10 protein-coding genes and 1 tRNA gene are annotated in these 14,300 nt (G+C 50.1%); 3 read left to right on the forward strand and 8 right to left on the reverse strand.

Annotated elements, in window-relative coordinates; translation table 11 throughout:
* The first annotated feature begins 5 nt into the window (after positions 1-5).
* The gene (locus E0E47_RS01945; RefSeq protein WP_130892722.1) at positions 6-1,574 is read left to right on the forward strand and encodes an AAA family ATPase; all 1,569 of its coding nucleotides are present in this window, start codon (positions 6-8) and stop codon (positions 1,572-1,574) included.
* Positions 1,549-2,958: a vWA domain-containing protein gene (locus tag E0E47_RS01950; RefSeq protein WP_130892723.1), complete on the forward strand. Its 1,410-nt coding sequence runs from the start codon at positions 1,549-1,551 to the stop codon at positions 2,956-2,958. The genes E0E47_RS01945 and E0E47_RS01950 overlap by 26 nt, the downstream gene beginning before the upstream one ends.
* A 263-nt stretch (positions 2,959-3,221) precedes the next feature.
* On the opposite strand, the gene E0E47_RS01955 is transcribed toward E0E47_RS01950, so the two are convergent.
* The 8 genes from E0E47_RS01955 to E0E47_RS01990 form a co-directional block, all read right to left on the reverse strand.
* Complete coding sequence (locus tag E0E47_RS01955; protein ID WP_130892724.1) at positions 3,222-3,992, reverse strand: GIN domain-containing protein; 771 nt, start codon at positions 3,990-3,992, stop codon at positions 3,222-3,224.
* 17 nt (positions 3,993-4,009) lie between these two features.
* Entirely contained in the window at positions 4,010-4,396 is a 387-nt protein-coding gene (locus tag E0E47_RS01960) for a DUF5024 domain-containing protein (RefSeq protein ID WP_008625131.1), read from the reverse strand.
* Positions 4,397-4,417: 21 nt separating this feature from the next.
* Positions 4,418-5,005 carry a hypothetical protein gene (locus E0E47_RS01965; protein WP_008625129.1) on the reverse strand — a complete coding sequence of 196 codons (588 nt, stop codon included), beginning with the start codon at positions 5,003-5,005 and terminating at the stop codon, positions 4,418-4,420.
* Positions 4,998-5,480 carry an RNA polymerase sigma factor gene (locus E0E47_RS01970; protein WP_008625127.1) on the reverse strand — a complete coding sequence of 161 codons (483 nt, stop codon included), beginning with the start codon at positions 5,478-5,480 and terminating at the stop codon, positions 4,998-5,000. The genes E0E47_RS01965 and E0E47_RS01970 overlap by 8 nt, the downstream gene beginning before the upstream one ends.
* A 121-nt stretch (positions 5,481-5,601) precedes the next feature.
* Positions 5,602-5,676 (reverse strand) — tRNA-Arg (locus E0E47_RS01975).
* A gap of 74 nt (positions 5,677-5,750) precedes the next feature.
* Positions 5,751-8,564 (reverse strand): PD-(D/E)XK nuclease family protein, encoded by a 2,814-nt coding sequence (locus E0E47_RS01980; protein WP_130892725.1) that lies wholly within the window; start codon positions 8,562-8,564, stop codon positions 5,751-5,753.
* Positions 8,565-8,577: 13 nt separating this feature from the next.
* Complete coding sequence (locus E0E47_RS01985) at positions 8,578-11,826, reverse strand: UvrD-helicase domain-containing protein (RefSeq protein WP_130892726.1); 3,249 nt, start codon at positions 11,824-11,826, stop codon at positions 8,578-8,580.
* Positions 11,827-11,831: 5 nt separating this feature from the next.
* On the reverse strand, positions 11,832-13,493 hold the full coding sequence (locus tag E0E47_RS01990; RefSeq protein ID WP_130892727.1) for an AMP-binding protein: 1,662 nt from the start codon (positions 13,491-13,493) through the stop codon (positions 11,832-11,834).
* Between the two features lie 109 nt (positions 13,494-13,602).
* Between E0E47_RS01990 and E0E47_RS01995 the strand changes: the two genes are divergently transcribed.
* On the forward strand, positions 13,603-14,280 hold the full coding sequence (locus tag E0E47_RS01995; protein ID WP_130892728.1) for an HAD family hydrolase: 678 nt from the start codon (positions 13,603-13,605) through the stop codon (positions 14,278-14,280).
* Positions 14,281-14,300 lie beyond the last annotated feature (20 nt).

Below are 14,300 nucleotides of genomic sequence, written 5' to 3' on the forward strand. Positions count from 1 at the left end.
CCCGGATGATGGATAAGAAGCGTATTGTTCAGTTGTTGGAAGTTTTAGGGAAGGGGATTTTTGAGAAAGAACATGTACTTTCCCTGTCCCTTTTGGCGGCAGTTGCCGGCGAGAGTATTTTCCTGCTCGGTCCTCCCGGAACAGCAAAGAGCATGGTAGCCAGAAGACTGAAATCGGCTTTCCGGAAAGGCCGTTCTTTTGAATATCTGATGTCTCGTTTCAGTACGCCGGATGAGATATTCGGGCCGGTGTCCATTTCTGCCCTGAAGGACGAAGACAGGTATGTGAGAATGACCGAAGGGTATTTGCCCACGGCAGATGTGGTTTTCTTGGATGAGATATGGAAAGCCGGACCTAGCATTCAGAATGCTCTGCTTACGGTGTTGAATGAAAAAGTGTATCTGAATGGCAAAGAAGAAATGAGGCTTCCGCTGAAGTTGGTGGTCGCTGCCTCCAATGAACTTCCTGCCGAGGGGGAAAATCTGGATGCGTTATGGGACCGTTTCCTTGTCCGTTGTGTGGTGGGAGGCATTGCCGATAAAGAACTTTTTAATTTGATGATTTCTTCTACGGTTCAGTCAGAGGTAGAAGTGCCGGATGCCATACGCTTGTCTGCTGATGAGCTACACATGTGGGCTGAAGGGATAGATGCGGTGGAGATACCGGTTTTTGTATTTTCATTTGTCCATATATTCCGCAGGCTTCTGACGACTTACAATGTATCGGCAGAAGAAAAAGGAGAGTCCCTGTTTTATGTGTCCGACCGCCGTTGGAAGAAGATGGTACATCTGTGGCGGACTTCTGCCTTTTTGAACGGTTGTTCCGTCGTCCATTTGGCAGATTTGCTTCTGTTGCAGGCCTGTGTATGGGATACTCCGGCCCAGGAGACTGTTTTGGAGTGGCTCTTGACCGACGCTCTTGTGGCAGCCACTGAAGAACATGTCGGTGTCCCCCTGTTGTCAGATCGTTTGGCTGCCTTGAAAGAAGAGGGGCTAGATGTTTCGGAAATGCATGTGTCTTTTAAGGTGGTCAAGGCTTTTTTCTATCAAATACAATCCATGTATCCCGGGCGTACAGTGCTGATTTATACGAATGAATACGAAGCGTTAAGTCCGGACCAACCGATACCTTTTGTGTTGGTTGCCGACCGTCGCAAAACCGGAGCGCAAATACTGCGCAAGTATGAGAAAAGCCGCCATCCGGATGTTTTTCTAAAGGATCTGCTTCAAGTGGTTCGTACTACTACTGGTTTGCAGGTGAATGGACGGAAATATGAATTGCTTCGTGAGGTAGGGGAGGGTGGTGAAAACGCAGTGCCCCAGACTGAAGTTTCTTCCCGGAAGACTTTTTCATCAGCGATGGCTGAACGTATCGTGGCCGAATTGGGCGAGGTGTCAGCCCGTCTGGAACAATGGCAAAAGGAAGAAGCAGAATATGTACAGACACATTTGTTTTTACAAGACAGGCAAAGGGATATATTGAAAAACGCTTTACGTCGTGTACGTTCCGACATAACCTCTTTGGAAATCGAAAGTCAGGAATTGAGTCATGCAACCGGCAGGAAATTATCATGAGGGGCATGAGCGCGTGCGCCAGTTGTCCGCTCTTTTTTTGAGGCGTTTGCATGAAATAGCTAGTGAGGTTTATGCAGAGGTCTTGTCATCTGGTGTCATCCGTCCCGAAGAGATGGAGGAAGAAATACAGCGTTATTTTGCAAAAAAAAAATCAGGTTTGCAAGACGTATATTCCTATTATGGGGAACAGTGGGATTATTATTATCAGGTCGTTGTGGCTTCGGATGCCGACTTTTTGCCCATGTTGCAACAGGCTCGTTCCGTTTTTGCCCGTTTATATGTTCCGGCCGAATTGGATGTACTATATTATATGGAACAGTTGGTGCGTTATCCTCGTACAGATAGCCGTTGGCTGACTCTCCGCCAACATTTCATGAAGAAATGGAGGAACCTGTTGGAAGGGCGGGAGCGTACGTATCAGAAGCAGCACATAGAACGGCTCTGTGAAGATTATTACCGTATGGTATCGGCCAATGTCGGTATGTTGCAGAATGTGGGAGGAAAGGGGGAAGGTCCTTCGCCACGATTGGCCTGGCTTCAGTTGACGCAGTCTCCGGAACTTCGTGTGAAGCTCAAACAACTTTCGCAAATAATCCGTAAAAGCCAGTTGATTAAGGAACTGAATCATGTTTTAGGGCGTAAGAAAGCAGATGAACAGCGTCTGTATCAGGCCATGATCGGAAGGACTCCGGTTACTTTATTACGTTCTGCTACGCATTCCGACATTGTGGGCATTACGGAAGGGAACAATCTGAATGCCCTGCTCCCAATGGAATATTGTTTCTTGTCGGATGCCGCTTTGGAACCGGTTTTCTACCGCCGTTATACCGAAAAGAAACTGGCGGTTTTCGATGCCATGTCCCGACAAATGGAATATGCCGAGGCTTCTTCACACAGCGGACGTGACTTGCAGAAATGGGCCAAACATGGCCCTTTTGTGGTTTGTGTGGATACGTCCGCTTCGATGAAAGGGGAACGTGAGTTGTTGTCCAAAGCGGTCGTGTTGAGTTTGGCCTTGATAGCTGACAAATTGCGTCGCCCCTGTCGCGTGATACTCTTTTCCGACCAAACGGAAGCCATTGAGTTGAATAACCTTTATTCCGACTTGGCTTTATTGGAGACCTTTCTGTGCAACTCCTTTCATGGAGGTTCCGATATGACTTGTGCGATGAAAGAATCCGTAGAAGTTTTGATGCGTGAAGACTTTTACTATGCCGATTTGCTTTGGCTTTCGGATTTTGAGATGGATCCGCTTACTCCGGTGTGGGTGCAATATGTAGAGGAACTGAAGCAACGGGGCATGCGCCTCTATGCCGTGTCTTTCGGTCATCGGTCATCGGCATCTTACCTCAGGTTGGCCGACCGTATTTGGGCCGCCGATTGACTAACACCTTTTGTGAGTATTTCTAAATACTGCGAGATTTTCATATTTGCGGGCAATCCCTCGAATGGATGTTTTTGAACGATTCTCGTGGCGTTTTGATTTTTCACAATGAAAGTATTAACTTGATTCTGTATGACAAATATAAAAGAAAAGCATGTGGGGATTAGTCTTGTTGAAACTAAAATCACATGCTTTTAACTTCTAATGTCATTTTCTAAATCTTCAGGTTTGATGCTGAAATAGAAGAAAACCGGTTTCGAGGATCAGAATTTGTTTAATTCAGTGGCATCTATTTTGTTTACTCCGTCCGAGTTTATTTCTGTTTGGTCTGCTGTTCCAGATAGGATAAGTTTGCCCACTCCGCTGTTGCGGGCTTTCAACGAAGTACATTCCATAGTAATATGAATGGTTCCTACCCCGGAGTTCTGAATATCAACCTTTTTACCTTTAAAATCCACTGTTTGATTGCTTACGCCGCTGCTTTGCAGATGCAAGTTGTCCGCATAGATACGGAGTGTGGATTTGTCTACTCCGCTGCAATCGAAGCGTGCCGTTTGTGCATGGATCGTGGCATGGCTTTTGTTCACTCCCGGGGTGGAAGAAACGAAAGATTTACAAGTCAGGTTTTCGCATTCAAAACGTGATACTCCCTTGACGTTCAGGCTAAAGTCTTCCACATCCATTTCTTTGGCATGGAAATCTGCCACACCGGGTATTTGCAAATCATTGATTTCTGGTGCTGTGACGTAGAGTTGCAGTCTTTCTTTGCCTTTGATTTTTTCCTTGTTACCTTTCTTTTGGGTAATGACGAGGGTATTGCCTCTTTTATTGATACTTACCATGTTCATGATTTTTTCCGAAGCTTGGGCTTCTACGGAGTAGGGTTTGCCTTGCGTGTAGTAAATATCCGCAACGAATTCACAGCGGATGGCGTTGAAGCCCTCTATCCGGAATGTCTTTTTCACCGTTTGATTCCGTGCGCTTGCGGTGAGAACTGTGGCGATAACGAGCAAAATAGTCATTAACTTTTTCATCTTTAATGTGTCTTATGTTATTTGTTAGGTTTTACGATAATGGTTACTTCTATGCCGATTTTGCTTTTTGGGTCATATTTAAGCATATAAATCCTGACGTTGTCCTTGCTTTCCGTCGTGAGTACAAGGGTGGTCTTATCCTTTGAATGGGTCAGTTTGCTGTTTGCGTGTCGGGATTCATTTTCAAAGGCAGCTATGAATGGCGAGGCATTCATGTGTTTGGATTTCAACATCTTCACCACTTTGATGACCTTTTGAGATGCAGGTTCCCGTTCTATGGCCGAAGTAAAGACAGATTCCCCCGTGGTAGAATGTTTCTCTACCAGGCGGTCGATACTGTTTTGGGACTGTCCTGCCAAGCTGAATCCTGTCATGAACAGTAATGTGAACAATAGTTTCTTCATCTCTTTTCCTTTCAATTTGTTTTATTCCATTAATTTGCGGATGCGTTCGCGTTCCGCTTCATCGTCTATGCCGTCCAGTACGTCCTGTTCTGCCTTTTGTATGACGGTTTTGGTTGATAGCATATCTTTCATTTCGTCAGCTTCCGAGAGGACTTGTTCGATGTCTGTATGTATTCGCGTCAATTTATTGATTTTTGTTCCATTTACAATCATGTAGCTTCCGCCATATAACTTTGCCAACCGGACTTCCTCTTGTCTGTTGAGACTCAGGCTTATGCCGATGGTGGCAATTAAGACGGCTGCTGCTCCGCTAATGAATGGCCATAAAACTCTATTCCTTGTTTTTCCTTTTACCGTAGTGGGGCGGTGAGTGTTCGTTTGCAAGGTCACTTGTACCGGATGGACGGTGTACGGACACAGGCTTTTCTCTTCTTCGGTCATTATGATGGCCGAAAAGTCCCGGAACATCTCCCTATGTTCTTCCATTTCTTCGGGAATGTCCTCCTTGAGATAGAGTACATAGAGTTCGCGCTCTTCTTCCACGGTGGTCTCTCCTTCGAAGAAACGGTCGGTAAGTTCCTTGATTCTGTTGTTTTCGCTTTCAGTCATCGTTTTTCCTCCTTGAATATTGTTTCTTTACGGCCAATCGTGCCCGGCTTAAGGCTTTCCGTACGGCCGTTTCCGTGCTTCCCGTTAGTTGGGCGATTTCAGCCATTTCCCTCCCCTCTATATGGCGAAGCCGGAGTACGGTTTGCTGCATGTCGGGTAACGTATGGACGATATTCATCATTCTTTCAATACGCTCTTCGTCACAGTCTTTTATGTCCGAGATGCCTGTTATCTGATTCTCGGGCAAGGATGTCAGGTGCTGTTGGCGTAAATGGTCGATACAGAGATTCCGGGTGATGGTCACAGCCAGAGCATCAAGCGGAATCGATAAATCTTCCCTCATCATCCAAATTTTCAAAAGGCAGTCTTGTACAATGTCCTCTCCCTCCTCATCGCTTCCGGTATACCTGCGAGCGATGAGGAGGAGCCGGGGACGTAGCCGTGCGGCCTCCTGTTTGTATGTATCTATATTCATCCTTTGTGACTTTCTATATATAATACGTGGGGAAAGGCGTTTTGTGACAGGTAAAAAGAATGTTTTTTGGAGAAGATTAAAATAAAAATGCAACCATCCGGTAGATGATTGCATTTTCCTGTGATTCCGTTGGGACTCGAACCCAAGACCCACGCCTTAGAAGGGCGTTGCTCTAATCCAACTGAGCTACGGAACCGACCTTAAATCGGGTGCAAAGATAGAGGTTTATTTTCATTTCTGCAAGCCGGATGCGTGATTTTTTTAACTTTTCTATCGTCCGCAAAGCAGCTTATAGTCGCAGTAGGCACAAATTTTAGGTACGGAAGTCTGCCGAAAGGGAATTTCCGGATTGAACAGTTCCTCCAACACGCCTTGTAACATCTTTTGGAACTCCTCTTTGAAGCGGCTGAAATCCGTCACCCGTTCGCGGTTGAACACGATGGTAGGATCATAATCTTCAGCATTGGATTTGTGTACGAAGAACAGGGCCGGGGATACGGGACGCTTTTGTTCGCCTGTCATGACCCAGGCATACAGGAATATCTGGAAGATGTATGAGGGACGGTGCTCGGCGGGCTGTATCAGTTGTTCCATCGAAATGGCTTTTTCCGGTGTGCCGCCCGTTTTATAGTCCACGATACGTAGGGTTTCCACTTTCTGGCCCGTGGTTTCGTCCGGCATCCTGACCGTGTCCATGCGGTCTATTTTTCCTCCGATGTCGATGGACAGAGGGTGTCCGTCCGATATGATGTCCACGCTTCGGTGGTGTTCCTGTTCCATTTCCTCCAATACGAATTGTTCCATGCGGCTGTCGTGGGCGAGCAGTTGGCGCAGGTAACTGGCCATGACCTTGCGTGCTACGAGCAGTTGCCCGTTGTAGAACACCGTGTCTTCACGTCCTTCAAAGAAGTTTTTCAGGAACGAAGCCTCTATATAAGGAAGTAAGGCTGTTTCCCCACCCTCCAACAGTCGCTCGATGTCCTGGCGACGAATGACGGGGTTGCGTTCGGCCAGTTTCTGGTAGACGAGTTCCGCCGCTTCGTGGAAGATGGTGCCGAACAGCGCGTTGTCCAAACCGTTTTGCGGGTCTTTGGGTGTTCTTATGCGTGCCACCTGTTGGTAATAAAATTTGAGCGGACAGTCGATGTAAGCGTTGAGTGCCGAAGGGGATAGGGGGCGCGAACCGGGTTGTCCGCTACCATAGTTGCGGCGCAGGATGTCCATGACTTCCGGTGTCTTGGCTGCTTCCATGCCGTTGTCGGCCGGTACGGCCTGGCCGGATTGCAAGATCTTCAGCTCTACGGGAAAATCCGTTTCGGCCAACAGTTGGCGCAAGAAGCGCGACATTTCGTTTTTGTTCAGTCCGTCGGTAGCGATGTTGTACATGAATGTGATACGTTCCGTACGCTGCACAAGACGGTAAAAATAGAACGCGTACACGGCTATTTTATGTTGTATGGTGGTCAGTCCGAACACCTCCCGCAGGTGATAGGGGATGAACGAAGTGTCGTTCACGGCTTTGGGCAACATCCCTTCGTTGACGGAGAGCATCAGGATATGCCTGAAATTCAGGTTGCGCGTCTCCAACACGCCCATGACTTGCAAACCTACGGCCGGTTCGCCGTGGAAGGGAATGGTGGTCGTGCCCAGCACGGTGCGCAGCAAGCGGCGCAGAGTGGAGGGCTGTACGTCGAGCGTACGGTCTTCCGTCAGACGGATGAAGCGGCTGACGACCTGATGGGCGCGATAGAGCGCTTCGTGGTACAACTGGTTGTACACGTCGTCTTTCCGGCCTTCTTGTTGTCCGAACGCTGCGGCCAACCCCTCGAGCAAGGAACGGACATAGGCCAGCAAGGCATGGTTGTCCGCATGCGGACGGAAGATTTCCTGTTCTTCCAGCAAGGCGGCGTAGGGATGGCTGCGCACGATTTTTTCCTCTTCCGACCGGAAGCAGCGGCGGTCGCGGTCGTAACCGTTGGTCTGCAAGGAGAGCAAAGCGTTGATGAAACTGTACACCGGTGTGTCGGTCATGGGGAATCCCATGGTGATGTTGGTGCGTTTCACAGGATGCGGCGATGTGGCATCGGGCAACGAATGGAGCACCGGTTGGAGCAAGGATTCGTTACAAAGTACGATGGCCGTGTCCTGCTCCGGTTCCGTGAGGGCAGAGTCCAACCATTGGGGGATATAGCGTGCCTGCGCATTCTCCGAAGTCGTGGCGATGAACTCGATGTGGGGCGGGTTTCCGAAGTTGTCGAAACACCATTCTTCCAGTGCGTTGGGAAACTCTTTCAGGTTCTGACGGATGAAGGTTCCGGCCTCGAAACGGCTTTTCTCGCCAACGTACATCACGTCATAGTCCCAGTAAAAAAGGGCTTGTCCGCGTTCCTGTAAGTAACTGAACAGCCGTTTTTCCACATCATTGAGTACGTTGAAGCCCACAAAGACATACGTCATGTCCGCAGGGATGCGGTCGGCGCGTTCGGAAAGATGCTCCGCCACGTCTTTATACAACGCGCCTTCGTACAGCATCCCTTTTTCTTTCAGCCCTGCGTTGAACGTGGCATATATGTCATCCATCCGGTTCCACAGGGCAAGGAACTTCTCTTTCAACCGGCTGTTGCCTTCAATGGAAAAGTCCTCGAAAAAATGTTTCAGGGCCTCTTCTTGGCGGGGTGTCAGGAAGTCGCTGTGGTCCAGTTCCTTGATGGATTGTATGTTGCTGAACAGTTTATGAGGGTCGGCCAGATGCTTGTCGATGTCGTCGAAGTCGGACAACATGATTTCGCCCCAACCGTAAAAACGGTCGAGCGATTCCGGGTTGGGTACGAGCGCGGCATAGACACGGTGGAGCTCGCACACCGAGAGAATGTCGTCACAACGGGTGAAGTCCGACAAAGTATCGAACAGTTCGCTGATGGTACGGTAACGCGGTGCCCACACCGGCCGTCCGGATACGGCGGCCAGTTGTTGGTTCATGAAAAGTCCGGCGCGTTTGTTGGGGAATACCACCGTAACGTTGCGCAGGTTGGTGCCGAAACGGTGTATGAGGTCTTGGGCGATAAGTCGGATGAATGTTTCCATAAAAACAGACGGATTAGGCTTGAACTTCTTCAAGCCGGTTGTTAAGAATGTACCACAGGTAACCTTTCACGCGGCGGTCCGGTTCCATCAGGCGGATCTGCTTCATATAGCCTCCCACCTGATCGCGGTATTCGTCGTGTGGACGGCCGAATTTGAAGTCTACCACAGTAATTTCATCTTTGCCGAACATGACCCGGTCGGGGCGGTAAGTGCCGTATTTTCCTGTATCTTCGTAATATTCCTGTGTCAGGATAGGGCACTCATTGTAAAGCTGCATCGTGCCGTCGAACCAACGGGCCACTTCGGGCAAGGCAAATGCTTTTTCCACCTGCTGCTTGAGTGACTCCATTTCGAGTTGTGTACCGATCAGGCCTTCGGTTTCCAAGGTGCGGAGTGCCTTTTCCACGTCATCACGGGTATAGATTGTAGAGAATATTTTGTGCATGAGGATACCCATGCGCCTTTTGTCGTTGCGGGAATGCCGGGACTTGTCCGTATCCGAAAAAGCGTCTAAGAATTCTTCTGCGCGGTTAGACTGGCAGAAGTCGATACGGGCCTCATAAGAATGCATGACGACCGGTACCGGACGGTAATCGGTTTCCATGCGGTTGTCGGAGGTTTTGCGGCCGGAAAGGCAGGACGTGGACGGTTCGCCGTAAGTGAAGAGCGAGGTCTCCCCGTTTTCCCCGTCCGTTTCTTCTGTGCCGTCCAACGTGCGCGGCAAGGCGCGGTAAATCAGGTCACCCGTCGTGCTGCGTTCATCCATGGCGTAGCGCGTGCGGCACCAGGCAAACAGGTTCTTTTCGGCACGGGTGAAAGTCACGTAGAGCGTGTTAAGCGCGTCTACCCGGCGTTGTAGGTGCTCCTCTTCATATTCTTTGCTGAAAACGGAGTCGCGCATGGCGGCTTCGATGGTGATGGGGATGACCGGCAGGCTGTCGTAAGGCGGTTTGTGCGTTTCGCACCACAGCAGGTCGTTGCGGCGGTTGAATCCCCGCATGTCTTGTTCGATGTTCCAGTCGCAATAAGGGACGAATACCGTGTGGAACTGCAATCCCTTGGACTGGTGTACGGTGAAAATCCGGATTCCGTCCACTTCACCGGACGGAATGGAAGCACCGGAGAGCGTCTCGTCCCAATAGGTCAGGAACGAACGGAGGTCAGAAGGGTTGTCTTGCAGGTAGGCGGTCACCTGGTCGAAATAAGCGAACAGATAGGCGTCTTCATCAGGAATACGTCCCAAGCTGAATATTTTGTAAAGCTCTTCCTGAAGCTCATAGAGCGGCAGGGTTTTCAGTTCCTCCATGCGGCTCAAATACGTTTCGGGCAGGAACGTTTCGAGGGAACGGGAAGCCAACAGGTTGGTATCGGCTTCTGTCTGTTTCCCGCTGTGCAGGGCCAAAAAGGCCAATGACACGCGGTCTTCCGTGTCCACCATGTAACGCATGGCGGCGATGAGCAGGTTCACGCCCAATGAACTGGACAAGAGGAATGCCTCGTCCGATACCAGTTTGACCCGGTCGCCGAAGCGTTCGGCAAAATGACGGATGATGGGGTCGGCATGCCGACGGTAACGCAGCAGGATGGCCATCTCCCCGTAAGGCAGTCCGGCTTCGTGCAGGGTACGGACCTGTTCGCAAAGTTCATCCAACATCAGGGTTTCCCAGTCGTCTTCTTTGTCTTTTTCATCAAAGAAGCGGATTTGCACGTATCCGTCGTTTCCTTTGTCCGGACGGCATTGTTGGGCCACGTCTCCGTAGGCCTCCGCCATTCGGATGGGAGCGTCCGGCGTGAGCCGGTCCAGTTCTTCGGCGGCAGCCGTGAACAAGGCGTTGTTGAACGCGATGATGCGGCGTTCGCTCCGGTAGTTGATGGCAAGGTTCCTTATGTCGGGGCGGTGCACGGCCATTTCTTTCTCTATGTTTTTCAGGATGGTCCAGTCTCCGTTCCGCCAACGGTAGATACTTTGTTTCACGTCGCCCACAATCAGGTTGCCGAAGCCGGAGGACATGCTCTCCAACAGCAGGATTTTAAAGTTCTTCCACTGCATGGTGGAAGTGTCCTGGAACTCGTCTATCATCACATGATGGAAAAACGCGCCCATTTTTTCGAAAATGAACGGGGCATCGTTTTCTTCTATCAGTTCGTGGAGCAGGATAGGGGTCTTGGCCAACAGAAAACGGTTGTTCTCGTGGTTTAAGGCCGTGACCTCCTCGTCGATGACGCCCAACAGCCGCAAAGGGTTGAGGTGTTTCAGTGCCAACGACGCACTGGTGTGGCGTACGAGTTGTTCGGTTTGGAAGCCGCGCAGTTCTGCCAACAGTTTGCTGAAGTGGGCGGCGGCTTCAACCAAGTCCGCCACGGAGCGGTCGGCCTTGCGAAGCATTTTTTCCGCATCCTCAGTGTAGCCTTGGAGCGTGCTGCCGAACTCGGCCTTCATGTTGCCGTCTTCGATGCGCCGGAGATAGGTGTCTATCGTGCTGCCCCGGCTGAATTGGTCGAAGCCGAGTCCCCATGCTTCCATTTCGGCGCGGAAGTTGGCCGCCGCGCTCTGCACGATGTCCAAAGAGGCGTGCAGCTCGTAGTTGAGCGCGGTGCGGAGTTCGCCGATGCGTTTGTTCTCGCGCAGCACTTCGTGCATTTCGTGTTCCCGGGCCAAATAAGCTTCTTTGAAAATCCATGCGGCGAAGCTTTTCACCTCGCGGGCGATGTCCCACCGCTCGTTGTTCGAGATACGGTCGTTCACATATTCCAAAATCCAGTTCAGGACGGTGGGGGTAAGGTGAAGGCGTTCCATGATACGGTCTACAGCCGCATGGAGTACTTCCTTGTCGTTTAGGTCTATTTTGAGGTTGGCTGTGAGGCTTAGTTCGTGTGCTAAGTTTTTCAGGACCGACTGGAAGAAAGAGTCGATGGTTTCCACACGGAAACGGTTATAGTCGTGCAGGATATGGCAGAGGGCCGCGCCGGCACGGCTGCGGATTTCTTCCTCAGGCAACTCGATACTGTCCGCCCGGAGTTCTTTTTGGAGAGATTCCAGATAATTGGCGGAGGATGGAAGTCCTTTCCAAATGCCATAAAGTTGTTGGAGGATACGGTCTTTCATTTCGGCCGTAGCCTTATTGGTGAAAGTGACGGCTAAGATGTGGCTATAGGCATGGCGGCTTTCCTGTTCGATCAGCGTCTTGATGTACTGTATGGCCAAGGTGAACGTCTTGCCCGAGCCTGCCGATGCCTTGTAAACAGTCAGGCTAGATTTCATGTCGTTCAGGGATTCATGTTTTGGTAAAGATAACGTTTGATGCTCTTTTTGGCGGTCTTTTCAAATTCTTCGTTTTGTAACACCACTTTGGTGATTTGCGAATAGGGAGGCAGCTCCTTGTTCAGTTCCTGTCGTGAGATGTCAATTTGCCGCCACAAGGCATGGTCGTCCAACCCGTCTTTCAAGCTTTCGCCCAAATCGGGGTAAACGAGAGCCACTAATTTTTCATTGCACATGATAACCAATGATTCGTTGACGTAAGGAAGATTGTTCAACCGCGATTCTATTTCTTCCGGATAAATGTTTTGTCCGCTTGCGCTGAGCAGCATGTTCTTGCAGCGTCCTTTGATGTACACATCGCCTTCCGGGTTGATGACGGCCATGTCGCCCGTGTGCAGCCAACCGTCGGCATCGAATATTTGTTCCGTGGCTTCTTGGTTTTTATAGTAACCTAACATGGTGTTGCGTCCTCGGCATACCAATTCACCAGGAATCCGTTCGGGGTCGGAACTCAGCACTTTCAGTTCCATACCGTCGGCCGCCCTTCCGCACGACATATAAGCTGTTTCGTACCACGGGCTGTGGCAGATGATGGGGCCGCATTCCGTCATGCCGTAGGCGATGGAATAGGGGAAATTGATAGAGCGTACGAACGCCTCCACCTCGGCGTTGAACGGTGCGCCGCCGATGATGACTTCCTTGATGTTCCCCCCGAAAAGGCGCAGGCTTTCCGTGCGTGCCCTTTCCTTGATTTTCTCGTTGATGATGGGGATGTGCAGGAGCAGTTTGCCCAATTTGCTGTCGATTTTCGGGAGGACCTCCTTTTTGAAAATCTTTTCGATAACTAATGGCACGCAAGAAAGGATACGGGGATGGATGGCCGCTACGGTGGTCATGATGACCTTGGGCGACGGCATGCGTGTGAGGAAATACAGGTGGGCACCGAAACATACGCCATAGAGGAAGTCGTAGACCAAACCGAACACATGTCCCATGGGAAGCATGGATACGATATTGTCTCCCGGTGCGATGCCGATGGTACGGTTGCAGAACAACACGTTGGACATTAAACTACGGTAGGGAAGCATGACTCCTTTGGAGAATCCTGTGGTGCCCGAAGTATAATTGATGACGGCGAGCTGTTCGGGTGAGCTTTCGGGCACGAAATGTACGTGTTCGCGAAGGAACATCATGGGAAAACGCTGTCCGAATAGGGCGTTGAGATGTTTGCGGGCGAAAGAAAGTTTTTCAGAGCGGCTGTTCACGAGTGTGAAGTCCTTCACACAAATGATGCCTTGCAAGGCTAGCATGCGGTTTTCGTTCAAGTTCTCCCACACCTGATCGCCCACGAACAACAAACGTGCTTCGCTGTGGTTGACGATGTGGTGTACATTATCTGGTTTGAACTCGTGCAGGATGGGCACGATGACGGCACCGTAGGTAATGGTGGCCAGGAACGCCACGCACCAGTTTCCGCTGTTACGTCCACACAAAGCGATTTTGTCGCCAGGACGGATATCGGCCGCTTCGAAGAGCAGGTGCATCTTGGCTATTTTACGAGCCACGTCCTTGTATTGCAAGCTCTCTCCATTGAAATCCGTGAACGCTTTCCGGTCCCAATTCTTTTTTATGCTGTTTTCGATAAGTTCTATCAATTTGTCTTCCATATCGCTTGGACATATATCTTGGTATTGAAGACAAAAGTACAAAAAACAAGGCATATTCCAACTAAAATCCGTAATTTTGCTTCCTGAATGATAAAGACGGCGAAAGAAAATGATGGAATTAAGTAAAGGCCAAGAGGTGGCGGCTTTGTTTGATTTGGACGGAGTGGTCTTCGATACCGAGTCTCAGTATTCAATCTTTTGGGGCATGAAAGGAAAGATGTACCATCCCGAAGTGGAGCATTTTGAGAACGTGATAAAGGGACAGACGCTTGTGCAGATTTTCGACCGGTGGTTTGCCGGGTGCGGTGACGTGCAGCGCAAGATAGCCGATGAGTTGGAGGACTTTGAACGGAACATGGCCTACGACTACGTGCCCGGAGTGGAAGATTTCCTTCGCGACCTGCGGCGGGCCGGTATCCGTACGGCTGTCGTAACCAGTTCGAACGACGATAAGATGCAGAACGTGTACCAGGCACATCCGGAATTCAAGTCATATTTCGACCGTATCCTGACGGCAGAATTTTTCTCCCGTTCCAAACCGGAACCGGACTGTTATCTGTTGGGAGCCGAAGTGTTCGGTCTTCCGGTGACGCGCTGCATCGTGTTTGAAGATTCTTTCAACGGACTGAAGGCCGGACGGGCTGCAGGAATGAAGGTGGTTGGGCTTTCCACGACGAATGCACCGGACCAGATTCAGGCTTTGTGCGACAGTGTGATTCCGGATTTCCGGGATTTCTATGTGGAAAAATTGTTTGAAATGCTCGCCTGGACGGATAATAATGATTAATTTTGCGGCCGATTTTATTA

The organism is Paraprevotella xylaniphila YIT 11841 (assembly GCF_900683745.1).
In the GTDB taxonomy this organism is placed as follows: domain Bacteria; phylum Bacteroidota; class Bacteroidia; order Bacteroidales; family Bacteroidaceae; genus Paraprevotella; species Paraprevotella xylaniphila.